Annotated in this window: 23 protein-coding genes; 14 read left to right on the forward strand and 9 right to left on the reverse strand. The window is 69.6% G+C overall.

Going from position 1 to position 23623, the window contains the following annotated elements; genetic code table 11:
* Positions 1 to 15: 15 nt before the first annotated feature.
* A complete protein-coding gene (gene hppD, locus E1295_RS17265) occupies positions 16 to 1125 on the reverse strand; it encodes a 4-hydroxyphenylpyruvate dioxygenase (RefSeq protein WP_132631334.1) in 1110 nt (369 codons plus the stop codon).
* A gap of 103 nt (positions 1126 to 1228) precedes the next feature.
* Here hppD and E1295_RS17270 point away from each other — a divergent pair, with 103 nt between their 5' ends.
* Both E1295_RS17270 and E1295_RS17275 read left to right on the forward strand, forming a co-directional pair.
* The gene (locus E1295_RS17270; protein ID WP_132631335.1) at positions 1229 to 1708 is read left to right on the forward strand and encodes an Lrp/AsnC family transcriptional regulator; all 480 of its coding nucleotides are present in this window, start codon (positions 1229 to 1231) and stop codon (positions 1706 to 1708) included.
* Positions 1709 to 1924: 216 nt separating this feature from the next.
* Entirely contained in the window at positions 1925 to 3973 is a 2049-nt protein-coding gene (locus E1295_RS17275; RefSeq protein ID WP_246080101.1) for a transglycosylase domain-containing protein, read from the forward strand.
* Between the two features lie 93 nt (positions 3974 to 4066).
* Here E1295_RS17275 and E1295_RS17280 read toward each other — a convergent pair whose 3' ends face one another.
* On the reverse strand, positions 4067 to 6055 hold the full coding sequence (locus tag E1295_RS17280) for a thioredoxin domain-containing protein (RefSeq protein ID WP_220448763.1): 1989 nt from the start codon (positions 6053 to 6055) through the stop codon (positions 4067 to 4069).
* Between the two features lie 152 nt (positions 6056 to 6207).
* Positions 6208 to 7392, reverse strand: a complete 1185-nt coding sequence (locus tag E1295_RS17285; protein ID WP_246080102.1) for an RNA-guided endonuclease InsQ/TnpB family protein — start codon at positions 7390 to 7392, stop codon at positions 6208 to 6210.
* 191 nt (positions 7393 to 7583) lie between these two features.
* Here E1295_RS17285 and E1295_RS17290 point away from each other — a divergent pair, with 191 nt between their 5' ends.
* A complete protein-coding gene (locus E1295_RS17290; protein ID WP_132631337.1) occupies positions 7584 to 8729 on the forward strand; it encodes a hypothetical protein in 1146 nt (381 codons plus the stop codon).
* A gap of 3 nt (positions 8730 to 8732) precedes the next feature.
* Here E1295_RS17290 and E1295_RS17295 read toward each other — a convergent pair whose 3' ends face one another.
* Genes E1295_RS17295 through mca form a run of 3 tightly spaced genes read right to left on the reverse strand, consistent with a single transcriptional unit; the run spans position 8733 to position 10101 of the window.
* Positions 8733 to 9017, reverse strand: a complete 285-nt coding sequence (locus E1295_RS17295) for a GNAT family N-acetyltransferase (RefSeq protein ID WP_132631338.1) — start codon at positions 9015 to 9017, stop codon at positions 8733 to 8735.
* Complete coding sequence (locus E1295_RS48740; protein WP_166427268.1) at positions 9018 to 9182, reverse strand: hypothetical protein; 165 nt, start codon at positions 9180 to 9182, stop codon at positions 9018 to 9020.
* Positions 9183 to 9216: 34 nt separating this feature from the next.
* Positions 9217 to 10101, reverse strand: coding sequence for a mycothiol conjugate amidase Mca (mca, locus tag E1295_RS17300; RefSeq protein WP_132631339.1), 885 nt, complete (start codon positions 10099 to 10101; stop codon positions 9217 to 9219).
* Between the two features lie 130 nt (positions 10102 to 10231).
* Between mca and E1295_RS17305 the strand changes: the two genes are divergently transcribed.
* The 10 genes from E1295_RS17305 (at position 10232) to phoH2 (ending at position 19986) form a co-directional block, all read left to right on the forward strand.
* Positions 10232 to 10651, forward strand: coding sequence for a DUF4307 domain-containing protein (locus E1295_RS17305; RefSeq protein WP_132631340.1), 420 nt, complete (start codon positions 10232 to 10234; stop codon positions 10649 to 10651).
* Between the two features lie 108 nt (positions 10652 to 10759).
* Positions 10760 to 11260 (forward strand): transcription elongation factor GreA, encoded by a 501-nt coding sequence (greA, locus tag E1295_RS17310; RefSeq protein ID WP_132328896.1) that lies wholly within the window; start codon positions 10760 to 10762, stop codon positions 11258 to 11260.
* Between the two features lie 5 nt (positions 11261 to 11265).
* Complete coding sequence (locus E1295_RS17315) at positions 11266 to 12534, forward strand: C40 family peptidase (protein ID WP_132631341.1); 1269 nt, start codon at positions 11266 to 11268, stop codon at positions 12532 to 12534.
* Positions 12535 to 12606: 72 nt separating this feature from the next.
* The gene (locus tag E1295_RS17320; RefSeq protein WP_132631342.1) at positions 12607 to 13128 is read left to right on the forward strand and encodes a hypothetical protein; all 522 of its coding nucleotides are present in this window, start codon (positions 12607 to 12609) and stop codon (positions 13126 to 13128) included.
* Positions 13129 to 13376: 248 nt separating this feature from the next.
* Complete coding sequence (locus tag E1295_RS17325; protein ID WP_132631343.1) at positions 13377 to 15242, forward strand: phosphoenolpyruvate carboxykinase (GTP); 1866 nt, start codon at positions 13377 to 13379, stop codon at positions 15240 to 15242.
* A gap of 72 nt (positions 15243 to 15314) precedes the next feature.
* Positions 15315 to 16280: a TIGR04222 domain-containing membrane protein gene (locus E1295_RS17330; protein ID WP_132631344.1), complete on the forward strand. Its 966-nt coding sequence runs from the start codon at positions 15315 to 15317 to the stop codon at positions 16278 to 16280.
* A 1-nt stretch (position 16281) separates the two neighbouring features.
* Entirely contained in the window at positions 16282 to 17097 is an 816-nt protein-coding gene (locus tag E1295_RS17335; protein ID WP_132631345.1) for an MbnB/TglH/ChrH family RiPP precursor modification enzyme, read from the forward strand.
* Positions 17094 to 17543, forward strand: coding sequence for an SCO6045 C-terminal-like domain-containing protein (locus tag E1295_RS48745; protein ID WP_166427269.1), 450 nt, complete (start codon positions 17094 to 17096; stop codon positions 17541 to 17543). Before E1295_RS17335 ends, E1295_RS48745 begins: the two co-directional genes overlap by 4 nt.
* 155 nt (positions 17544 to 17698) lie before the next feature.
* Positions 17699 to 18460: an isoprenyl transferase gene (locus E1295_RS17340; RefSeq protein ID WP_132631346.1), complete on the forward strand. Its 762-nt coding sequence runs from the start codon at positions 17699 to 17701 to the stop codon at positions 18458 to 18460.
* A 206-nt stretch (positions 18461 to 18666) separates the two neighbouring features.
* The gene (gene phoH2, locus E1295_RS17345) at positions 18667 to 19986 is read left to right on the forward strand and encodes an RNA 5'-3' helicase PhoH2 (protein WP_281284756.1); all 1320 of its coding nucleotides are present in this window, start codon (positions 18667 to 18669) and stop codon (positions 19984 to 19986) included.
* Here phoH2 and E1295_RS17350 read toward each other — a convergent pair whose 3' ends face one another.
* From E1295_RS17350 to E1295_RS17360, 3 genes are read right to left on the reverse strand one after another with little or no spacing between them, the layout of a single operon-like run.
* On the reverse strand, positions 19987 to 20490 hold the full coding sequence (locus E1295_RS17350) for a hypothetical protein (protein ID WP_132631347.1): 504 nt from the start codon (positions 20488 to 20490) through the stop codon (positions 19987 to 19989). It lies immediately after the preceding gene.
* Complete coding sequence (locus E1295_RS17355) at positions 20487 to 21899, reverse strand: sensor histidine kinase (RefSeq protein ID WP_132631348.1); 1413 nt, start codon at positions 21897 to 21899, stop codon at positions 20487 to 20489. The genes E1295_RS17350 and E1295_RS17355 overlap by 4 nt, the downstream gene beginning before the upstream one ends.
* A complete protein-coding gene (locus tag E1295_RS17360) occupies positions 21896 to 22570 on the reverse strand; it encodes a response regulator transcription factor (protein WP_132631349.1) in 675 nt (224 codons plus the stop codon). The genes E1295_RS17355 and E1295_RS17360 overlap by 4 nt, the downstream gene beginning before the upstream one ends.
* Positions 22571 to 22833: 263 nt before the next feature.
* Between E1295_RS17360 and E1295_RS17365 the strand changes: the two genes are divergently transcribed.
* Positions 22834 to 23562, forward strand: a complete 729-nt coding sequence (locus E1295_RS17365; RefSeq protein ID WP_246080103.1) for an aggregation-promoting factor C-terminal-like domain-containing protein — start codon at positions 22834 to 22836, stop codon at positions 23560 to 23562.
* Positions 23563 to 23623 lie beyond the last annotated feature (61 nt).

The following is a 23623-nucleotide window of genomic DNA, read 5'->3' on the forward strand; positions in this document are numbered from 1 at the left end:
CCGGGTCGGGACAAACTAAAGGTTGCCCCTGCGTTCCTGTTCGCGCTCGATGGCCTCGAAGAGCGCCTTGAAGTTGCCCTTGCCGAACCCGAGCGAGCCGTGGCGCTCGATGAGCTCGAAGAAGACCGTGGGCCGGTCCTGCACGGGCTTGGTGAAGATCTGCAGCAGGTAGCCGTCCTCGTCACGGTCGACGAGGATGCCGCGCTTCTTCAGCTCCTCGATCGGCGCCCGCACCTCGCCGATGCGCGCCCGCAGCTCGGGGTCGTCGTAGTAGGAGGCGGGCGTGTCGAGGAACTGCACGCCGCCGGCCCGCATGTGGTCGACCGTCGTGAGGATGTCGTTCGTGGCCAGCGCGATGTGCTGCACGCCGGGGCCGCGGTAGAACTCCAGATATTCGTCGATCTGCGACTTCTTGCGGCTGACGGCCGGCTCGTTCAGCGGGAACTTGACCTTCCGCGTGCCGTCGGCGACGACCTTGGACATGAGCGCCGAGTATTCGGTGGCGATGTCGTCGCCGATGAACTCCGCCATGTTCGTGAAGCCCATGACCTTGCGGTAGAACTCCACCCACTCGTCCATCTTGCCCAGCTCGACGTTGCCGACGCAGTGGTCGACGGCCTGGAACAACCGTCCGCCCTTGGTCGCGGGCGGCGCGACCAGCGGCTCGGCCGGGGCGTATCCGGGCAGGTAGGGGCCGCCATAGTTGGACCTGTCGACCAGCGTGTGCCGCGTCTCGCCGTAGGTGGCAACGGCCGCGAGCAGCACCTTGCCGCGCTCGTCCTCCAGCGTGTACGGCTCCGCCAGCCCCTTGGCCCCGTTGGCGACCGCGTGGGCGTAGGCCGCCTCCACGTCGGGCACCTGGATGGCCAGGTCGATCACCCCGTCGCCGTGCTCGGCGACGTGCCGCGCCATGCCGGTGCCCGGCCTGATGGAGGCGCGGAACTCGAACGTGGCGCTGCCCGAGGTCAGCACGTACGCGGCCACGTCGGGGCTGCCGTTCTCCGGCCCCCGGTAGGCCACCAGCTTCATGCCGAACGCGGTCGAGTAGTAGTGGGCCGCCTGCTTGGCGTTGCCGACGGCGAACACCACGGCGTCCATGCCGTTGACCGGAAAAACATCATTCATAGCTCCAACTCTCGATATTCCTAGACGAGTTGCGCAAGAGTTGCCTTATCCGGTGGACAATCTGCCTAGCTTTTCTGGGAAGGGTCCGGTAGATCTGTACAGTATGACGATCGATGATCTGGACGCCCGGCTGATCGCCCTCCTGACGGCCGAGCCCCGGCTGGGCGTGCTCGAATGTTCGCGACGGCTCGGCGTGGCCCGTGGCACGGTCCAGGCCCGGCTCGACCGGCTCGTCGCCCGCGGCGTGGTGACCGGGTTCGGGCCCGACGTCTCACCCGCGGCGCTCGGATATGACGTGACGGCGTTCGTCACGATGGAGATCAGGCAGGTCGCCGGGCACGACCCCGTGGCCGACCGGCTGGCCCGCATCCCGGAGGTCCTGGAGGTGCACACGATCACCGGCGACAGCGATCTGCTCTGCCGCGTGGTGGCGCGGACCAATGCCGATCTGCAGCGCGTCATCGATCAAATCGTCGATGTGCGCGGCGTGCTGAGAACTAATTCGATCATCGCCCTTGACACCCCGGTTCCCTACCGAGTGTTGCCATTGGTCGCCGATGTTCCGCGACATGGGGTGCGCTAGCCGTACTATCGCTGAGGGACGAGGCACCGTCATCGATCGTTTAACCTTGGCATTCGCCCTGCTTACGGGGGTCGGGCGGCGCATGATCGAGGGGGGTCGAGGGTGCGGAGCGGTGGTGGAAAAAGGATGCGAAAACGGCGGATTCTCCGACTGGTAACCATTTCAATCGGCGCAGCAATCCTCGTACTTGTCGGGCTTTTCGCCATTGCGTGGGCGATGACGCCAATTCCCGACAGCACCCAGAAAGAGGCCACCGCGCAGGGCTCGGTGATCTATTACCGCGACGGCAGGACCGTGCTCGCCCGGCAGGGCGTCGACCGCAAGAAGGTCGAACTGGCCCAGGTGCCGAAACACGTGCGCGACGCGGTCATCGCCGCCGAGAACCGCTCGTTCTACCAAGACGCCGGCGTCTCGGTCAAAGGCACAGCCAGGGCCGTCTGGTCGACCCTCACCGGGCAGCAGCTCCAGGGCGGCTCGACGATCACCCAGCAACTCGTGCGCAACTACTACAGCGGGCTCAGCCAGGAACGTTCCGTCACCCGCAAGTTCAAAGAGATCCTCATCGCGATGAAGGTCGACCAGTCCAAGCCGAAGGACTGGGTGCTGGAGCAGTACCTCAACACGATCTACTTCGGCAGGGGCGCCAACGGCGTCCAGTCGGCCGCGCAGGCCTACTTCGGCAAGAACGTCGGCGAGCTGAGCGTGGCCGAGGGCGCCTACCTCGCCTCCGTCATCCAGCAGCCCAGCCGCTTCGCCGACCCCAAGGGCTCCGACCTCGTCGCCGCCAGGGCCCGCTGGAAGTCGGTGATCGACGCCATGGGGCAGACCGGCGCGCTCACCCGCCGGCAGGTCGCCGCCGAGCGCTTCCCCGACCTGCGCACCCCGAAGAAGCCCTTCGAGCTCAAGGGCCAGGCCCAGTACATGCTCGAACAGGTCACCGCCGAGCTCAACCGGCGCGGCTACAGCGACGAGGACATCAACTCAGGCGGGCTCAAGATCGTCTCTACGTTCGACAAGAAGCTCATGCAGGCGGCCAAGCGGGCCGTCACCGAAGCGCTGCCCGACGCCACGCCGAAGAAGGTGCGCACCGGGCTGGCGGCCGTCGACCCCGCGACGGGCGAGGTCGTCGCCTTCTACGGCGGCAGACCCTCCCAGTCGGCCTACTACGACAGCGCGTTCTCGGCCAAGGTCATGGCCGGATCGACGTTCAAGCCGTACACCCTGGCCGCGGCTCTCGACAACGGCTTCGACCTGTCCACCCGCGTCGACGGCAACTCGCCGCTGCAGGTCGCCTCGGCGTCCAAGCCCATCCCCAACGACAGCGGGCGCTCGTACGGGCAGATCAACCTGATCAGCGCCACCCAGAACTCCGTCAACACCGCGTTCGTCGACCTCGGCCAGAAGGTGGGCCTGGACAAGGTCGCCAAGGTCGCCCAGGCGGCCGGCATCCCCGCCTCCCAGCTCGACCGGCACAAGGGCGCCGCGTCGTTCCCGCTCGGCGTGGCCTCCGTCAGCGCCGTCCAGAACGCCTCCGGGTTCTCCACGTTCGCCAACGAGGGCGTGCACATGGAGGCCCACGTGGTCAGGTCCGTCACCGACGCCGAGGGGCGCGAGGAGGTCGTCGAGCCGGCCTCCACGCGGGTGGTCGGCGAGCAGGCCGCCGCCGACACCACGTACGCGATGCAGCAGGTCGTGAAATACGGCACCGGCGCCGCGGCCAGGCTCTACGACCGTCCGGTGGCCGGCAAGACGGGCACCACGGACAAGTCGAAGTCGGTCTGGTTCAACGGCTTCACCCCGCAGCTCGCGGTGGCCGTCAACATGTTCCGCGACGACAACGCCACCGTCACCATCCCCGGCTACGGCACACAGTTCGGGGGCCAGCTGCCGGCGCAGATCTGGCGGGCGTTCATGACCGAGGCGATGGAGGGCAAGCCGGTCGAGGAGTTCCCGGAGCCGTCCGACCTCGGCTACGACTACGAGTACTCCGCGCCGACCGACGACGGTGTGCCCGAGCAGGAGGCGACGCCTCCGGTCGGCCCCGACGACGGCGGCACGTCCGAACCGGAGATCACGGCGCCGCCGCTCACCGACGACCCGTCCGCCACGCAGGAGCCCGACGACGAACGCCAGGAGAGCCGGCAGGACGAGCCGTCCGACCTGCCGGCGCTGCTCCCCGAGCAGCCGTCGTCACGGCAGGACGACGCCCCCGCCGACCGTGGCGCCCGCGGCGACGACCGCGCCGCCCGCTCACCCGCCGACTGACCGCGCCGCCCGTTCACCCGCTGACCGAGCCGGCCGCTCACCCTCCGAGGGACCGCGCCGGCCGCTCACCAGCCGGCTGACCGCGTCGCGGTGTCAGGTGGTGAGCTCGGCCTCCAGGGCCTCGACCGTGGTGACGGGCATCCGGCAGGTGAAGCCCCGGCACACGTAGGCCGCGGGCGCCTCACCGACCGGCTCGCGGCCCTCCAGCAGCGCCGGGTACGCCTGCCGCGGCACGAGCGGGTCGCCGGTGCCGCGCTCGCCGTCGCCGGACCCGAGCGCCACCACCACGCCGGGCACGTCGGCCAGCAGCGCCGCGCGGTGCAACGCGGCCGTGCGCGGGTCGTCGGGCGGCCCGACGACGGCCACCTCGACGGGCCCGTCGAGCGCCGCGCGCGCCACGGCGAGCCCCCAGCCGGCGAACCGGGCGTGCTTGCCGGCCAGCACGGACACGGTGCCGAGCGCGGCGTGCGCGGCCTCACGGTGCCGGGTGGAGCCGGTCAGCGCGCCGTAGGACAGCAGTGCGCCCGCGGCGGCGTACTGGCCTGAGGGGGTGGCGTTGTCGGTCGGGTCCTGGGGGCGCTGGAACAGCCGCTCGGCGTCGTCGGCCGTGTCGTAGAAGCCGCCGGAGCCGTCGGCGAAGCCATCGAGCACGGTGTCGAGCAGCGTGCCCGCGAGCCGCAGCCACCTGGCCTCGCCAGTGACGGCGTACAGCGTGATCAGACCTTCCGCCAGGTTGGCGTAGTCCTCGAGCACTCCGTCGTTGGCGCCGGCGCGGCCGTCGCGGGAGGTGCGCAGCAGCCCTCCGTCCGTCAGATGGACGCCGGCGAGCAGCTCGGCCGCGTCGGTGGCGGCCGCGACGAGCTCGGGCCGCTCGAACACCACGCCCGTCTCCGCCAGCGCGGCGATGGCCAGGCCGTTCCACGAGGCCACGACCTTGTCGTCGCGGCCGGGGCGTACGCGCTGCTCCCTGGCGGCCAGCAGCCGTTCGCGCACGTTCGCGTAGCGGCCGGGATCGTCGGGGTCGCGCGGCAGCTGCAGCACGGACGTGCCGTGCTCGAACGTGCCGGTCACCTCGAACAGCCCGGCGGCCCACCGGCCGTCGTCGTCGCCGAGCACGGCGCGCAGCTCCTCGGGCGTCCAGACGTAGAACTTGCCCTCCACGCCCTCGCTGTCGGCGTCGAGCGCGGAGGCGAACCCGCCCTCGGGCGTGCGCATCTCGCGCAGCAGCCAGCCGGCGGTCTCCAGCGCGACGCGCCTGGCGCTCTCGCCGCCGCCGGCCTTCCACCAGTGGGTGTAGACGCGCAGCAGCAGCGCGTTGTCGTAGAGCATCTTCTCGAAGTGGGGGACGACCCACGCGGTGTCGACGCTGTAGCGGGCGAAGCCACCGCCGAGCTGGTCGTAGATGCCGCCGCGGGCCATGGCCTCCAGGGTCTTCCCGCTCATCTCGCGTTCGCCCGAGCGCAGCAGGAACTCCAGCACCATGGACGGCGGGAACTTGGGCGCCCCGCCGAACCCGCCGTCGGCGCCGTCGAAGCTCTCCCGGAGGTTGGCGATCGCGTGGTCGAGCGTGTCGGCGTCCGGCAGGGGGCCGCTGGGCAGCGTGGTCTGCGAGTTGAGCGCCTCGACCACCTTCGCGCCCTGCCGCAGCACGCTCTCCTTGTCGGCGGTCCACACCCTGCGCACCTCGGTGAGCAGGCGCTGGAACTGGTGGCGCGGGAAGTAGGTGCCGCAGTAGAACGGGTGCCCGTCCGGCGTCGCGAACACCGTCATCGGCCAGCCGCCCTGGTGCGTCATGGCCTGCGTGGCGCCCATGTAGACGGCGTCGACGTCGGGCCGCTCCTCGCGGTCCACCTTGATGTTGACGAAGTGCTCGTTCATGAGCTGCGCGGTCGCGGTGTCCTCGAAGCTTTCGTGGGCCATGACGTGACACCAGTGGCACGCCGAGTAGCCCACGCTGATGAGCAGCGGCACGTCGCGCCGCCTGGCCTCCGCGAACGCCTCCTCGCCCCACGGATGCCAGTCGACGGGGTTGTCCGCGTGCTGCAGCAGGTAGGGGCTCGTCGCGTCTTTCAAGCGGTTCATCACGACCTCCAACCATCCACCATAGACGCCACGGAGAAAAAAGATCATCACCGGGCCCCTCGGCCGCCCCAGGCTGACTGACGCGGCATTGACGGCGTAGGTTACGGATGGTGGACGTGACTCCTCCGCTCCTTGAAGGGAGCGGTTTCTCGCTAAGCGGCTTGCGCAGCCTGGCGAAGGGCAAGCCCTGCCCTCATGATGTTGATCGCCGCGTTCACGTCGGCGTGCGCTGTATGCCCGCACGCCGTACAGACGAAGTCGGTCTGGGTGACGCGGTTCTCCTTCGCGCTGTGCCCGCAGCGGGCGCAGGTGCGGGAGGTGCCGGCGGGGTTCACCGCGATCAGTGTGCGACCGGCGCTTTCAGCCTTGTGCGCGAGGATCGTCAGGAACACCCCCCAGCCCGCGTCCAGGATCGACCGGTTGAGGCCGGACTTGGCGGCGACGTTGCGGCCGGGGGCTTCGGTCGTGCCGGACGCCGAGCGGGTCATGTTCGCGATCCGCAGGTCCTCGTGCACGATCACGTCATAGGTGCGGACCAGGGCGAGCGCGGCCTTGTGCGCGCCGTCCAGACGTTGCCTGCGCACCTTGGCGTGCAGCGCGGCCACGCGGGCCACCGCCTTGCGCCGCCGCTTGGAACCCCGTTCCTTCCTGGCCAGGGCTCGCTGCGCGTCCGCCAGCCGGTCAGAGGACGCGGCCAGGTGGCGGGGGTTGCTCAGATGCTGCCCGTCGCTGGTCGTGACGAGCGACGCCACACCCATGTCGATCCCCGCGACCGCGCCGGTGACGGGCAGTGGTCCGGCGGGCACGTCGTCGCACGACAGCACCACGAACCACCGGTTGCCTTCCCGCTTCACCGCGATCGTCTTCACCCGGCCCTTGACCGCGCGGTGCCGGTGGACGCGGACGTGCCCGACGCCCTGAAGGCGCACGTAGGTGGCGGTGGGGTGGCCGGGCTGGGAGTCCCACCGGCAGCCGTCGCCGTCCTTCGGCCACTCGACCGTGTCGAACCGGCCGCGCCCCTTGAAACGCGGGAAGCCCGGCGTGCGTCCGGCCTTGACGCGGTCGAAGAACGCGCGAAACGCCTTGTCGAGCCGTCGCAGGGTGGCCTGCTGGGACGAGAACGACCAACGCCCCTGCCCGTCCAGGTCGTCGGCGCGGATGTGTTTCAGCTCGGCCGACTGCTCGCCGTAACGGACACTCACCCCCGCCCTGCCGTAAGCGGTGCGGCGATGCTCCAGAGCGGCGTTGAACAGCTGCCGGTGATCCTCCAGACACGCCGCCAGCGCCGTCGCCTGCCGGGTGGTGGGGCGCAGCAAAAATTTGAACGACCTGCGCACACCCACCTCCCATCACGTTCGGTAACGACACCGCCACGATATCGGCTGGCACCGACAAAACCAGGAAGAACATCTGTGATGCGCAGACCTGACAGATCAGGGCACACTCAGGCCTTGACGGCCCTCCCACTCCCGATTCCCCCGTCACCTCAAGGCGACGGTCCCCTCGGAAGACTCTGATGGACCTGGACATGGATTTCGTCTGTCGGCAGGCGGGCCGCCCGATGACCGCGCTCACGCGCAGAGACGTGGCGCGGGCGCTGCTCGCCGTGCCTTCCGGGGTAGCGCTGGTGGCGCTGCCCGATCTGCGGCGCGCGATGTTGTCGGCGGGAAACCCTCTCTCCCGCCCGTTCTGGGAGTCGGCCAAGGAGACGCTGCGATCGATCGAGTCCGGCGTGGCCACCGTGGGCGACGTCCAGCGCTGGATCGAGGCGACCGGCACCGAGCCGATCCTCATGACGCCCAGCTATTTCGTCTGGCCCGAGGAGAACGAGCGCGGGCCCGTGGCGGCCGAGATGTTCGGCCGCCTGGTGGCGTTCCTGGAGGAGCGGGTCGCGGCGGGGGAGATCGACCCCGACGCGCTGGCCGCGGGCGACCCGGAGGCCCGCAGGGCCTATGAGGAGCTGCAGGAACACTGGCTGAGCACGCCGCTGCCCGACGGCCGGGTGCCCGGCTTCGCGGTCAGCGACGAGCAGGACGAGGAGCTGTTCTCGGCCTGGGACGAGGAGGAGGCCTTCGCGCTGTCGGAGCTGCGGCGCATCATCGCGGGCCTGCCCAAGCAGCCCGACCTGCCCGCCGACGAGCTGGACACGGCCGCCGTACACCTGCGCGCGCTGCTCGCCCTGCCGGGTTATCCCGCCAACGTGCTGCGGGCCTGCGCCGGGTTCGAGGACCAGCCGATGCCCGACGACGACCTGGACCTCTGGCTGACGGTGGCGGCGGGCGTCGTGAGCCCGGTCTCCGATCTGCTGGAGAACGGCGACCTGCTGGAGGAATTCGTCGATCTCGACAGGGAGATCGGCATGGAGGACGCGACGCTGGCCCATCTGCACGCCATCCAGTGCGCCGACTGGCTGGCCGGGGTGGCGGCGCTGGCCAGGCTCGGGCCGGGGGTGCTGGCCTCGCCCGAGCGGATGGCGCGGCTCATCGCCGAGTCGGAGGACATCGACGTCGACGAGCAGGACGGCGACGATCTCGGCGCCACCGAGGGATTGTTCGCGCCGGTGGTGACCCTGTGGGGTTATCTCGGCATCGTCGACTCGGACGACGTGCTCACCCCGCTGGGCTGGTGGGGGCTGCCGAAGGCGCTCGAACGCGCCTGGTCGCCCGCCGAGTGAGGCTCAGCGGGCGTCGGTGATCTCCTGGAACTCGGGGTGGCGCTCGATGTATTTCGCCACGTAGGAGCAGAGGGGCACGATCCGCAGGCCGGTGTCGGCGCTCAACCGCAGCGCGTGACCGACCAGTTCGCCGGCCAGCCCCTGCCCCTCGAACTCCGGTGCCACCTCGGTGTGCGTGAACACGATCTTCGTAGGCATCAGGCGGTAGTCGGCGAACCCGGCGACCTGTCCGTCCACGAGGATCTCGAAGCGGCTCTTGGCCGTGTTGTCGACCACCTCGTTCGCCATCTATTCGGCCTTCTTGTCGGTCAGCTCGCTCTCGCGCGGCACCTCGATCTTCGTCATCTGCTTGTTCATGGACTTGATGAGGAAATAGAGCGCCAGCCCGATGGCGGCCACGACGACGAAGCCGAGCACACCCGGGCTCACATCACCAGCTGCTAGTACGGTCACACGTCCAGTCTGCCACCGGCACCCCGTGCTCCGGTCAGTGGCAGGCGGGGGAGACGTCGTCGGCGTGGATGCCCGCGAACAGGTCATCCTCCGGCGGCTCAGTGCCGACCAGCGAGCGCGCCAGGTGGTAGTCCTCGGTCGGCCAGATCTCCTGCTGCAGTTCCCGCGGGCAGACGAACCAGAAGCCGTCGGGGTCGACCTGGGTGGCGTGCGCCAGCAGGGCCTCGTCGCGGATCTGGAAGTAGTCGCCGCACGGCACGCGCGTGGTCACCGGCCACTTGGCGGGGCGGTCCTCCCAGCGGGAGATCCAGTCGGCGTAGGGGGAGCCGAGGCCGCGTTCGTTCATCGCCTCGTGCAGCGCCTCGAAACGTTCCTTGGTGAACCCCATGTGGTAGTAGAGCTTCAGCGGCTGCCACGGGTCGCCGGTTCCGGGATAGCGGTCGGGGTCGCCGGCCGCCTCGAACGCCTCGACGGAGACCTTGTTGGTCATGATGTGGTCGGGGTGGGGGTAGCCGCCGTCGTCGTCGTACGTGATGATCACGTGCGGCCGGAAGTCGCGCACGGCCGCCACGAGCGGCGCGGCGGCGTCTTCGAGCTTCTGCACGGCGAAGCAGCCCTCCGGCAGCTCCTCCTCCTCGTTCTCCGGCAGGCCGGAGTCGACGAAGCCCATGAAACGCTGCTCCACGCCGAGGATCTCGCGCGCCCGCGCCATCTCGGCCCTGCGCACCTCCCCGATGTTGGCAACGATCTCAGGGCGGTCCATCTTGGGGTTGAGCACGGATCCGCGTTCACCCCCGGTCAGCGTGCAGACCAGCACGTCAACGCCTTCACGCACATAGCGCGCCATCGTGGCGGCGCCCTTGCTCGACTCGTCGTCTGGGTGGGCGTGGACGGCCATCAACCTCAACGGTGCACTCACGGGCGAGATCTCCTCAAGGACCGGTCAGTCGCCCAGAGAGGTTAGTTTCAGCTGGGCGGTCGCGAGGGCACTCCCCTCGCGGGCGACAATTGTCTCGGATAACGCCGAGGGAGTGCAGGGAGATTCCGCCATGGCCACCAGAGATGTCGAGAACGGGCCCGTTCTCGGCACACCCGACGAGTTCCCCGATCGTCCCAGGCGAAGGGGCCGGCTCGTCGTGCACCTCGTGATCGGCGTGCTGGTGGCCATCATCGCCGGTGGCTGGGGCTACGTGATGTGGTCGATGACGGCGGGCGGTTCGGAGGCACCGTCGCAGGTCGTGACGTTCACCGTGGTGGGCCCGACCCGCGCGGAGATCACCTTTGAGGTGTACAAGCCAGACGATAGAGTGGCCGTCTGCCGCCTGCGGGCGCTGGATGTCAATCACGGGGAAGTCGGCAGCAAGGAAGTAAGAATCCCGGCTGGTGAGGGTAGTAAGCAGCTCAAGGAGAGCCTCGACACCAGTGGTCGGGCCACTTCTGTCCACATCCAGTACTGCAATCTCGTATAGTGAGACATTTGGGGAAGCGTGGGAGCGACTGACTTGTTAGCCTTTCGCAATTCAACCGTACGTAACCTCAAGTGACCTCAGGGCCCCCTAGGCAAGCAAGGAGAACCCGTGGCCGACTCTCGCGATGAGAACGTCACATGGCTGACGCAGGAGGCGTACGACCGCCTGAAGGCGGAGTACGAGTATCTCTCGGGCCCCGGGCGCGTCGACATCGCCAAGAAGATCGAGGCCGCCCGGGAAGAGGGTGACCTGCGCGAGAACGGCGGCTACCACGCCGCCAAGGACGAGCAGGGCAAGATGGAGGCCCGCATCTTCCATCTCCGTCAGATCCTCGACAACGCCCAGGTCGGAGAGGCTCCCAAGGCCGAGGGCGTGGTGGGCCCCGGCATGACCGTCACCATCAGGTTCGTGGGTGACGACGACGAGGTGACCTTCCTGCTCGCCTCCCGCGAGGAGAGCGGAGCGCCGATCGACGTCTACTCGCCGAAGTCCCCGCTCGGGGCGGCGATCAACGGTAAGAAGATCGGTGAGAAGGCGACCTACGCCCTGCCCAACGGGCGCCAGAACACCGTCGAGATCCTCGAGGCTGTGCCGTACATCGGCAACTGACTCCCATGGATGACAACCGCCGGGCCCACGCTGGCCCGGCGGAATTTTCGCGTTCCACCGGAATCCGGCAGGACCTGAGCTTTCTCGTCAAGTCGCGGAAGCGGCGTGACACGTACAAACTGGTGCCGTTCATCGTGGTGGCGCTCGTCGCGGTGCTGACCGCCGACGTGCTGCTGCTCGTGCAGCCGCCGCGGGACGACCCCGCCGGCGTGCGGGCGGCCGAGCCGGAGCAGACGCTCATGGCGCAGCGGCGGCCCCGGCGCAGCGAGCCGCCGCAGCAGCCGGTCGGCACGGTCCGGCCGGTGGCGCCGCTGAGCAAGTTGCACAAACCCAACCTCTTCGTGCTCTCCCGCAAGCCCTTCACGCAGAAGCAGTTAGAGAAGGTGGCCAAGGTGCGCGGCGTGCGGGCGCTGGAGCTGGCCGACGCGGCCTCCGTCACGCTCGACGGCAAGCGGGTGCAGACGCTCGCGGTCGACCCGTCCACGTTCCGCTCCTTCACCCCCAAGGTGACCGCCGCCTCCGACCCGCTGTGGCAGAACGTCGCGGCCGGTGACGTGGCGGTGTCGTTCGTGCTGGGCAACGACGGCGGGCTCTCCCTGCACCGGCGGGTGGCGGGCCCGGCGGGGCCGCTGCGCATCGGCGCCTACGCCACCACCGGCTTCGGCGCGGTGGACGCGGTCGTGTCCAAGGATGTCGGCCGTACGCTGGGGCTGCCGCGCGACAACGCGCTCATCGTCAGCGCGCCCAAGACCAACTCCGCCAAGCTGCGCGACAAGATCCTCCGCAAGCTGCCCAAGGGCACGCAGGCGGTCATGGTCAACCCGGTCCTGCCGCCGCCGCAGAAGGCCAAGCAGAACTGGCCGGCCGGCTCGTTCATGACGGGCGAGCAGCTCACGGCGGCGCTTAAGGCGGCGGTGTCCAAGCTCGGCAGGCCCTACGTGTGGGGCGCCGAGGGCCCTGACACCTTCGACTGCTCCGGGCTGGTGCAGTGGGCCTTCGCGCAGGCGGGGGTGCGGATGCCCCGGGTGACCCACCAGCAGTGGGTGACGGGGCCGCAGGTGCCGTTGTCGCAGGCGCAGCCCGGCGACCTGCTCTTCTGGCGCAACGACCCCACCAACCCCGCCTACATCTCCCACGTGGCGATCTATTGGGGCGACGGGAAGATGCTGCACGCGCCCCGCACGGGGGACGTGGTCAAAATCGTCCCGGTGACCAGGCGTAACCTCGCCGGGGTGGTCCGCGTCAGTCCCGTGGCCGCGGCCAGGGTCCGCTAGGCCTTTCCTTCGCGCACAGTGCTCCGTACCGAATGGGTGCGATCTTCCGAGCAACAGTGTAATGATGATTACATGGCTAGCGATGATGTGACGGCACAGATCCACGGGTGGTTCGCGGGGCGGCTGCCCGGTGACTGGTTCACCGGAGCGCCCGAGATCGTCAGGGACCGCGAGGAGATCGCGGTGCTCGGCCCGCTGCCCGACCCGCCGGCCGACGTTGCCGAGGCCGAGCGGTCCGCCCTGATCGACGGGCTGGCCCGCCGCTTCAGGGAGGAGACGCGCGAACGCCGTATCGAGATCGCCAGGGAGGCCGAGCACAAGTTCCGCCAGAAGGTCTCCTGGGGTGTGGTGTGCGGCGGCGAGACTGTGATGTTCACCACACTCTCCGTGCCCGTGATGACCCGGCTGCGCCAGTCGGAACGCCGCGTGCTCGACACTCTGGTGGCCGCGGGCGTCGCCAGGAGCCGCAGCGACGCGCTCGCCTGGTGCGTACGCCTGGTCGGCAAGAACGCCGACACGTGGCTGGGTGATCTGAGGCAGGCGCTCCAGCACGTCGACCGAGTTCGCTCCGAAGGGCCCGACGTCAATTCCTAGACCACCCAGCGGAAACGGACGGAGCAATGGACTAAACCACTGCGGGAATTGGTTTAGACCAGCGGAATTGGACTGGACCACTGCCGGAAATTGCTTCTTTTAAATCCGTTCCCGTTGGGTAGGCTCCCCCAATCGTCAGGGTCGCTGCCTGCGACGACGGCCGCGCCGACAGGTCTATGCCAATTGGCTTTCCGACCGCTTCGTCGTTAATGATGACTGGGCCCTGAGAGAGTGGAGGAGTCAACGTCGTGTCCGTTTCCGTGGAAGTGCCCGCACCGACCAGCAATAGAGAATTGGCCGGGTGGGTAAAGGAGATCGCTGCCCTGACCCAGCCCGACCGGATCGAGTGGTGTGACGGGTCAGAGGAGGAGTGGACGCGCCTCACGAACCTTCTGGTCGAGCAGGGGACGTTCACGCGCCTGGCCGCCAGGCCCAACAGTTTCTACGCCACGTCCGACCCGAGTGACGTGGCCAGGGTCGAGGACCGCACGTTCATCTGCTCGGAGCGCGAGGAGGACGCCGGGCCCACCAACAACTGGATCGCGCCCGGCGAGATGCGCGAGACGTTCGGCGAGCTGTTCAAGGGCTGCATGCGCGGCCGCACGATGTACGTGGTGCCCTTCTGCATGGGCCCGCTGGGCGGAGAGATCTCCCAGCTCGGTGTCGAGATCACCGACTCCGCGTACGTCGCCGTGTCCATGCGTGTCATGACCCGCATGGGCGACAGGGCGCTGCGGCTCATCGAGGAACGCGGCTCGTTCGTCAAGGCCGTGCACTCCGTGGGCGCGCCGCTGGAGCCCGGCCAGGAGGACGTGCCGTGGCCGTGCAGCTCCACCAAGTACATCAGCCACTTCCCCGAGACCCGCGAGATCTGGTCCTACGGCTCCGGCTACGGCGGCAACGCCCTGCTCGGCAAGAAGTGTTACGCGCTGCGCATCGCCAGCGCCATGGCCCGCGACGCCGGAGCGGCGCGAAAGGCCGGAGAGAGCGAGGGACGAGCCAACGAAGGCCGCAGCAAGCGCGACCATGGGGAGGGCTGGCTGGCCGAGCACATGCTCATCCTCAAACTGACGCCGCCCTCCGGCGAGGCCCGCTACATCGCCGCCGCCTTCCCGAGCGCCTGCGGCAAGACCAACCTCGCCATGCTCCAGCCCACGATCCCCGGCTGGAAGGTCGAGACCATCGGCGACGACATCGCCTGGATGCGCTTCGGCGAGGACGGCCGCCTCTACGCCATCAACCCGGAGGCCGGTTTCTTCGGCGTCGCGCCCGGCACCGGCGAGGTGACCAACGCCAACGCGGTCAGGACCCTCTGGGGCAACAGCATCTTCACCAACGTCGCCCTCACCGACGACGGCGACGTGTGGTGGGAGGGGCTGACCAAGGAGCCGCCCGCCCACCTGACCGACTGGAAGGGCCGCTCGTGGACGCCTGACAGCGACGAGCCCGCCGCCCACCCGAACGCGCGCTTCACCACTCCCGCGTCCCAGTGCCCGATCATCGCACCCGAGTGGCAGGACCCCAAGGGCGTGCCCATCTCGGCGATCCTGTTCGGTGGCCGCCGCGCCACCGCCGTCCCTCTGGTGACGGAGTCGCTGAGCTGGGAGCACGGCGTCTTTCTCGGAGCCAACGTCGCCTCCGAGAAGACCGCCGCCGCCGAGGGCAAGGTCGGCGAGCTGCGCCACGATCCGTTCGCCATGCTGCCGTTCTGCGGCTACAACATGGGCGACTACTTCGGCCACTGGCTGGACATCGGGCGCCGCGAGGGGGCCGTGCTGCCCCGGATCTACTACGTCAACTGGTTCCGCAAGAACGCTGACGGCACGTTCATCTGGCCCGGCTTCGGCGAGAACAGCCGCGTGCTCAAGTGGATCGTCGACCGGCTCAACGGCGAGGCCAAGGCGGTGCCGACGCCGATCGGCCTGCTGCCCGCCGACCTCGACACCGAGGGCCTCGACCTGTCCGAGGAGGACCTGGAGACGCTGCTGAGCGTCGACCGCGACGTGTGGCGCGAGGAGGCCGCGCTGATCCCGGCCCACTTCGAGACGTTCGGCTCGCACCTGCCGAAGGAGCTGTGGGAGGAGTACAACGCCCTGGTCGACCGCCTCGGCTGAGCGAAACCCCCTTGTGCGGTACGGCGGCGCCGTCTACCTTGGCGGCCTGCCGTACCGCGGGGGGAGCCGCACGTGGACTTCGTACTGATCGTTGCCTCGATCGCCGTCGTGGCCCTGGTCGGCGCGGTGGAGCGGCGCATCGATCGCGAGCGCGCGCGGGTCAGCGGGGCCCTGCCCGGCAAGGCCGGTCACCAGCTGGGCCCCTACGAGCTGGCCTATCTGTCGGGCGGGCCGCGCCGGGCGCTCAACACGGCGCTGGCCGTGCTCGCCTCGGCCGGAGCCATCCGTGTCTCGCGCGGCTCGCGGGTCACCGGCGTGCACGGCGCCTCGCCCTCGACGGTGCCGCTTGAGCAGGCGGTGCTCGACGCGCTGGCGGCGCGGCCCGGCGGCTACCAGGCGAGCGAGCTGCGCCGCGAGCTGGAGTCGCATCCCGCGCTCACCGAGCTCGCCGCCGAGCTGGAGCGCAGGGGGCTGATCGTGCCGGAGTCGGCGTTCGACAGGGCCCGGCGGCTCTGTGACCGGCTGCGGCTCGTGGTGGCCGGGGCGGCGGCCTACCTGGTGCTGGTGATCGTGCTGGCCGTCATGGGCCTGGCCGGCAAGGAGACGGTGTACCTGGGGGCCGTGTTCTTCGCGCTGTTCGCCGTCGCCACCGGTCTCATCGCGCTCTACCGGCAGCGCCGCAGGCTGCGCAACGTCGTCACCCGCGAGGGCCGCGAGGTGCTGCGGTCGGCCCGCACCTACCATCCGAGGGGCGTACGCGATCCGCGCTCGCTCTCCGTGGCCGTGGCGATCCCCGTCGCGCTGTACGGGCTGACGGAGTCGGGCGATCAGTTGCTCTGCGACGAGCTGTCCGCCGGCGTCCCGGGGGGCGACTGCGCCGGCGCCTGCGGCAGCTTCGGCGGCTCCGACGGCACCACCTTCGGCAGCGACTCCTTCGGCGGCATGGACTTCGGCGGCGGATCGTCGGGCTGCGGCGGCGGGTCGTCGGGCTGCGGCGGAGGTGGAGGCTGCGGCGGCGGTGGCGGAGGAGGTAGCTGACATGGCCGGGCTGGGCGTGGGCATCGGCTGGCGGAGCGAGCTCGACCTGACCATCGAGCGCATGGAGGGCGTCGACTTCCTCGAAGTGGTCGCCGAGAACATCAGGCCGGCCCAGCTGCCCGAGTCGTTACGGGTGCTGCGCGAGCGCGGCCTGCCGGTGATCCCGCACGGGGTCTCGCTCGGGGTGGGCGACGCGGAGCCGCCTTCGCCCGCCCGGCTCGCCCATCTGGCCGCCTGCGCACAGGCTCTCGACGCGCCGCTGGTCAGCGAGCATCTGGCGTTCGTACGCGGGGGCGGCGTCGAGGCCGGGCACCTGCTGCCCGTGCCGCGCACCCGCGAGTCGCTGCGGGTGGTCACCGAGAACGTGCGGCGGGCCCAGGACGCCCTGCCCGTGCCGCTGGCCCTGGAGAACGTCGCCGCCATCTTCGGCTGGCCGGACGACGAACTGACCGAGGCGGAGTTCCTCACGGAGCTGGTCAAGGCGACCGGCGTCGGGCTGCTCGTCGACGTCGCCAACCTCTACACCAACCAGGTCAACCTGAAGCTGCCGGCCGTGGCGGCGCTCGACGTGCTGCCGCTGGAGCACCTCACGTACGTCCACGTGGCCGGCGGCTACGAGCACGACGGGATCTGGCACGACACGCACACCAAGGTCGCGCCGCAGCCGGTGCTCGACCTGCTGACCGAGCTGTGCGCCCGTGCCACGCCGCCCGGCGTGCTGCTGGAGTGGGACGACGACTACCCGAGCGACGCCGTCCTCGCGAACGAGCTGTCCAGGATCAGAACGGCCATGTCCTTGGCGGGGGAGCCGCGGTGAGCGCCGCGGACGTTCCTGGCAGGGCGGACGCGGAGGCCGACGTGGCGGCGGGCGAGGCGGTGGACGCGGAGGTGCGGCGGCGGCTGGCGCAGGCGCAGGAGAGGGTGGTGGCGGCGCTCGTCATGGGGGCGGAGCCGCCCGAGGGCTTCGACCCCGAGCGCATGCGGGTGCAGGCGGTGAGCCTGCTGGCCAAGCGGCGCGGCATCGTGGCGAGGCTCCGCCCCGACGCGGCCGCCGCCGCGGGCCCTGACCTGGCCTCCGAGTACGCCGCCTACGCCCGTTCCCGCGCCACGCCCCCGCCCGGCTACCGCGCGGACGCCGACGACTTCGCCGGCTGGTTGCGCGCCGGTGGCCGCATGCCCGACCCGCCCGGGAAGGTCCGCTGGTGGTCGCGTCTCCTGTCCCGGCTTCGGGGGCGGTCACGGCCGGACGGGTGGCCCGAGTGACCGGGGACCTCGCCCGTTCCGCATCGCGACGGCACGGAGGCCGAGGGTTGCCTGGCAGGCAGAGACCTGGACAGAAGTCCGGTCCAGGGGGCGGGCACGGGCGAATCACGGTGATAATTGCCTGTTAGGTCATAGCACCGCTGGGAGGCACGTCCGTGGGCCTGCGCAATCTGGTCTACCGGCTCTATGAGCACCGGCTGGAGGCCAAGCTGTCCAAGGACAGCGTCCCCCGGCATGTCGGGGTCATCATCGACGGCAACCGCCGCTGGGCGCGGGCCATGGGCATGCGCGACGTGGCCAGCGGTCACCGCAGGGGGGCGGACAAGATCTCGGAACTGCTCGGCTGGTGCCGGGAGCTCGGGGTCGAGGTCGTCACCGTGTGGATGTTGTCCAACGACAACCTCAACCGGCCGAGAGACGAACTGGAGCCCCTGCTACGCATCATCGAGGACGTGACGAGGGAACTCGTGGCCGAGGGATGGCGGATCAGCCCGGTCGGAGCGCTCGACCTGCTGCCGGACCACACGGCGAATGTCCTCAAAGAGGCAAAAGAACTCTCATCGCACCGTCCCGGCCTGATTGTGAACGTTGCAGTTGGGTATGGAGGAAGGCGTGAGATTGCCGATGCGGTGCGCTCACTCCTCCAGGAGCATGCGAGCAAGGGGGCGAGCATCGAGGACCTCGTCGAGGTGCTCGATGTGGAGCACATCGCGGAGCATCTTTACACTCGCGGCCAGCCCGACCCGGACCTCCTCATCCGGACCTCGGGCGAGCAGCGCTTGTCGGGCTTCATGCTCTGGCAGAGCGCCCATTCGGAGTTCTACTTCCACGAGGCCTACTGGCCGGACTTCCGCAGGGTCGACTTCCTTCGAGCGCTGCGCGATTACGCTGCGAGACACCGGCGTTACGGTTCCTGACGCGACATCTGGGTATTCAGGACGTAACGTTGGAAATGTCCGGCCACAGGACGGACATTTCGGAGAGGGCCCGCCTTTGCATCGTGAACTGCCGAGGGGGGCCGGATCCCGGCGCCGACGGCACGTAACGGTCGGGACGCGGGTCCGGTCCGATTCCCGCCTCGTCTGCAGGGTGCCCGCACCTATGGGCGCCCGGGGGAGAACGTGTGGCAGTGTCCTCGAGCAACCCTACGACCAAGCCGGCCAAGCGCACGTACGTGCTCGACACCTCGGTCCTGCTGGCCGATCCTGCGGCGATGACCCGCTTCGCCGAGCACGACGTCGTCCTTCCGATCGTGGTCATCACGGAGCTGGAAGGAAAGCGGCACCATCCCGAGCTCGGCTACTTCGCGAGGAAAGCCCTGCGCTACCTCGACGAGCTGCGCATCCAGTACGGCAGGCTCGACGAGCCGATGCCGACAGGGGATGGCACCATCAGGGTTGAGCTCAATCACAGCGATCCGTCCATCCTGCCCGTGGGCTTCCGCCTGGGAGACAACGACACCCGCATCCTCACGGTGGCCCGCTCGCTGGCCGCCGAGGGCTGCGACGTCGTCCTGGTGTCCAAGGACCTGCCGCTGCGGGTCAAGGCCGCCTCGATCGGCCTGTCGGCCGAGGAATACCGCGCGGAACTGGTGCACGAGTCCGGCTGGACGGGGATGGCCGAGCTCCAGGTGACGGCCGAAGACGTCGAGACGCTCTTCGACCAGGGCACCGCCGACCTCGAAGAGGCGAGAGACCTGCCCACGCACACCGGTCTGCGGATGTTGTCGGCCAAGGGCTCGGCGCTCGGCAGGGTGCTGCCGGACAAGTCGGTCAAGCTCGTCCGCGGCGACCGCGAGGTGTTCGGCCTGCACGGCCGCTCGGCCGAGCAGCGCATCGCGCTCGAACTGCTGATGGACCCGGAGATCGGCATCGTCTCGCTCGGCGGCCGGGCCGGCACCGGCAAGTCGGCGCTGGCGCTCTGCGCGGGCCTGGAGGCCGTCTTGGAGCGCCGCCAGCACCGCAAGGTGGTCGTCTTCCGCCCCCTCTACGCCGTCGGCGGCCAGGAGCTCGGCTACCTGCCCGGCACCGAGGGCGAGAAGATGGGCCCGTGGGCGCAGGCCGTCTACGACACGATGGGCGCGATCACCTCGCCCGAGGTGATCGAGGAGGTGCTCGACCGGGGCATGCTGGAGGTGCTCCCGCTGACGCACATCCGCGGCCGTTCGCTGCACGACGCGTTCGTGATCGTGGACGAGGCCCAGTCGCTCGAACGCGGCGTGCTGCTCACGGTGCTGAGCCGCATCGGCGCCAACTCGCGGGTCGTGCTCACCCACGACATCGCCCAGCGCGACAACCTGCGGGTCGGCCGGCACGACGGCGTGGTGGCGGTGGTGGAGAAGCTCAAGGGCCACCCGCTGTTCGCCCACGTCACGCTGACGCGGTCCGAGCGTTCCCCGATCGCCGCCCTGGTCACGGAGATGCTGGAGGACATCACGCTCTGATCATTTGAGTTCGCCGCAGGTGTACCGCCCCTCCGTCCTGGAGGGGCGGTCCTCGTTCTCGCGTACGATCTTGACCTGCTCGAACGCCGCGTCCTGCTGGGCGGTGCAGACGATCTGGGCCTTGCCGAGCTTGGTCAGCGTGCCCTCGCCCCTGATGTAGACGGTCAGCGTCGACGTACGCGGCAACTGCACCTCGTCCCGCTGGATCGGGTTGAGCGAGTCCTTGATCCCGATGTAGGTGAAGCCGCGCAGCGCCGTGTCTCGGTCGCCGAGCGGCTTGGTCGACGCGTCGAAGAGCGCCCCCAGCAGGCTGCCGACGGTGTCGTTGTCGACGTCCGCGGGCTCCAGGATGAGCCGGCCGTCCTTGAGCAGGTAGATCGTCTTGGACGGCGGCGGGATCCTGGTGGTGGGGGCGTTGCCGCGGTCCTGGACGTCGGTGGGCGAGATGCCGCAGGCCGCGGCGGCGGCGAGCATGGCGACGGTGAGCAGACGGTGGGCTTTCATGCGTGGGGCAACCAGACGGTGAAGAGGGTGCCGGGGTTCTGGGCTCGTACGGAGATCGTGCCGCCGTGCAGGTGCACGTTGGCCCTGGCGATGGCGAGGCCGAGCCCGCTGCCCTGGCTGCGCGACCGGCCCGCGCCGGCCTTGAAGAACCGGTCGAACACGTGCGGCAGCGCCTCCCGGGGGATGCCCTGGCCGTGGTCGCGCACCTTCACCTCCAGGCCGCTGCGCGTGGCTCTGGCGCTCACCAGCACCGGTGGAGCCCCGTGCTTGAGCGCGTTGCCGACGAGGTTGGCCACGATCACGTCGAACCGTGCCGGGTCCAGGTTCACGGCCAGGCCCTGGGGCGCCTTCACGGTCACCTGGTCGCTCCAGCCGCGTACGTCCAGGCAGCCGTCGACGGCCTCGGCCACGTTGACCGGTTCGAGGTTGAGCGTCGCTGTGCCCGCGTCGAAGCGGCTGACCTCGATCAGGTGCTCGACCAGCTCGCGCAGGCGCTCGATCTCCCTGAGCACCAGACGTACGGCCTCGGCCGGCGCCTCGGGCAGCCGGCCCGCCTCCTCGGAGAGCATGTCGGCGACGGCCGTCATCGAGGTCAGCGGCGTGCGCAGCTCGTGGGAGACGTCCGCGACGAACCGGCGTGACATGGCCTCGAGCGAGCGCAGCTCCGACACGCTCAGCTCCAGCGCCGCGGCGGCGTCGTTGAACCTGCTGGTGAGCTCGGCCAGCTCGTCCTGCCCGTGCACGGGCAGCCGCGTGTCCAGCCGTCCTTCGCCGAGCGCCTGCGCGGCCGCGCTGAGCCGCCGTACCGGAAGGAGCACCTGCCGCGCCGACAGCAGCGCCACGACGAGCGCGATCAGCACGACGACCACGCCGATCTGGGTGAAGGTGATCCTGAGCCTGGCGAGCTGGCGTTCGTCGTCCTTCAGCGGGAAGAAGACGAACGCCCGCAGGCCCGTCGCCTCGATCCGCTTGCCGGCCTCCCGGTAGACCTCGGCGCCGACGATGAGCCAGAGCTCGCCACGGATGATCTTCCGCTGGGTGACGACGCTCTGCTTGGCCCGGCCGTGGAGCTCGTTGGGCACGTCGCTCATGGACATCGGGCCCTCGGAGGCGATCTGGGCGCCGTACTCGATGAGCACGCTGCGGCCGGGGCCGTTGAGCGCGTGGGCGACGCGGCCGAGGTCCCTGGCGGTGGGGGCGGCCTCGCCCGGCCTGAGCCGGCCGATGGGGAAGGTGATGCTGCCGAGTTCCCTGGTGACCTGGTCGAGCGCGGTGGTCTCGGCCCGGGTGACGAGCGCGGTCTTGGCCAGCTCGAAGCCGATCGTGGCCACCAGCAGTGAGGCGGCCACGGCCACGAGCGTGAACGTGATGACCAGGCGGGCGCGCAGGCCGGTCGGCAGGGGGATCACGGAGGACTGAACCGGTAGCCGAATCCGCGCACGGTGTGGATGAACACGGGCTCGCCCGGCTTGGGCTCGATCTTCGCGCGTACCCGCTGCACGCAGGCGTCGACCAGCCGAGAGTCGGCGATGTGCGTGTGGTCCCACACCTCGCGCAGCAGGTAGCGGCGGTTGAGCACCTGCCCGGGGTGCCGGATGAGCTCCAGGAGCAGCCGCAGCTCGGTCGGCGTCAGGTGGATCTCCTTGCCGGCGCGCATGACCTTGAGCGCGCCCCGGTCGATCACGAGGTCGCCGAAGGAGATGCGGTCGGAGGCGGCCGACTCCGCCCGGCGCAGGATGGCGCGGATGCGGGCGTCCAGGACCCTGGGCTCGACCGGCTTGACCACGTAGTCGTCGGCTCCGGCCTCCAGCCCGACGACCACGTCGAGGTCGTCGCCGCGGGCGGTGAGCAGGATGACGGGGAGCTGGTCCAGCTTGCGTACGCGGCGGCACACTTCGATGCCGTCGATCCCGGGGAGCATGACGTCGAGGATCGCGATCTCCGGGCGGCGGGACCTGATGTGGTCGAGCGCCTCCTCGCCCGTCGCGTAGGACGTGACGGAGTGCCCCTGCCGGGTCAGCGCCAGTTCGAGTGCCGTACGGACGGAGGGGTCGTCTTCAACAAGGAGGATGCCAGCCACGCGCATATTATTGTTGCATGTCTGAAATATCCGTGTTCCGTCACCAAACTGTGACATTCCGTCGCCCTGGTCCGGGAACTCCGGCGGACGGCTCTGCGAGGCATCCCGTCGTGAACGAGCTGCCGCAGGCGTCACGTCGATGTGACGAATATCACAATGATCGGGAAACGCCACGCTAACCCGACAGTCAGCCAAACTTACGCCAAGCGATTCCCGCGTTTCGGTTGCGGACCACCCCCCAGGACAGGGCAAGCTCAGGGATCGTGAGCCCCGGTCCGCAGTTGAGAGAGCGCCGCCGAGCGCGCCCTCCGAAGGAATCCCTTCCCTCGGCGCGACGGCGTTCGCGTGTCACGCCCAAGCGCGTCGTCATCACCGCCGTCACCCTGGTGATCGTCTTCGGCGGCGGCGGGTTCGTCGCCTACCGCGCGGTCGAGAACGCCAACAGACCGCAGCAGGCCGCACTCTCCGTAGACGACTTCGCCAAGCTGGCCGGCGGCGACCTGTCCGGGCCCGACCCCGAGACCGACGCCCTGAAGAACGCCGCCGAGCAGGCCTACCGCGCCGACCAGCTCAAGAAGGGCCGGTCCGGCAAGGACAAGGAGAAGGACTTCGACTGGGTCGTCCCCGAGCGGGCCCCCGGCGGTGAGGGGTTCCCCGAGGCGAACTTCCCGCCCGGCAGCAACCCCTCCCCGGGCAGCAACAAGGCCACGGCCAAGTCCATGCTGGCCGCCAGCGGCTGGGGCAACGACCAGTGGGGCTGCCTGGAACGGCTCTGGCAGAAGGAGAGCGGCTGGAACGAGCGGGCGATGAACCGCTACTCCGGCGCGTACGGCATCCCGCAGTCGCTGCCCGGCAGCAAGATGGCCAGCGCGGGCAGCGACTGGCAGACCAACGCCGCCACCCAGATCAAGTGGGGCCTCGGCTACATCAAGGGCCGTTACGGCACGCCGTGCGGCGCGTGGGCCCATTCACAGTCGGTGGGCTGGTACTAACAGGTCAACTTTCCCCCCTTAATCGGCAAGCCGCCGCGCCTGAACGGGTATATCGGCGCAC

Origin of the sequence: Nonomuraea mesophila (assembly GCF_004352805.1) — a bacterium.
Classification (GTDB): domain Bacteria; phylum Actinomycetota; class Actinomycetes; order Streptosporangiales; family Streptosporangiaceae; genus Nonomuraea; species Nonomuraea longispora.

Bases quoted from the DNA above. Each gene is read 5' to 3' on its own strand.
- E1295_RS17290 (WP_132631337.1), top strand. From the start codon at position 7,584: ATGGATTTCGTCTGTCGGCAGGCGGGCCGCCCGATGACCGCGCTCACG.
- E1295_RS17305 (WP_132631340.1), top strand. From the start codon at position 10,232: ATGGCCACCAGAGATGTCGAGAACGGGCCCGTTCTCGGCACACCCGAC.
- E1295_RS17295 (WP_132631338.1), bottom strand. From the start codon at position 9,017: ATGGCGAACGAGGTGGTCGACAACACGGCCAAGAGCCGCTTCGAGATC.
- E1295_RS17320 (WP_132631342.1), top strand. From the start codon at position 12,607: ATGGCTAGCGATGATGTGACGGCACAGATCCACGGGTGGTTCGCGGGG.
- E1295_RS17280 (WP_220448763.1), bottom strand. From the start codon at position 6,055: ATGAACCGCTTGAAAGACGCGACGAGCCCCTACCTGCTGCAGCACGCG.
- E1295_RS17350 (WP_132631347.1), bottom strand. From the start codon at position 20,490: ATGAAAGCCCACCGTCTGCTCACCGTCGCCATGCTCGCCGCCGCCGCG.
- E1295_RS17315 (WP_132631341.1), top strand. From the start codon at position 11,266: ATGGATGACAACCGCCGGGCCCACGCTGGCCCGGCGGAATTTTCGCGT.
- E1295_RS17275 (WP_246080101.1), top strand. From the start codon at position 1,925: ATGACGCCAATTCCCGACAGCACCCAGAAAGAGGCCACCGCGCAGGGC.
- E1295_RS17335 (WP_132631345.1), top strand. From the start codon at position 16,282: ATGGCCGGGCTGGGCGTGGGCATCGGCTGGCGGAGCGAGCTCGACCTG.
- hppD (WP_132631334.1), bottom strand. From the start codon at position 1,125: ATGAATGATGTTTTTCCGGTCAACGGCATGGACGCCGTGGTGTTCGCC.
- E1295_RS17270 (WP_132631335.1), top strand. From the start codon at position 1,229: ATGACGATCGATGATCTGGACGCCCGGCTGATCGCCCTCCTGACGGCC.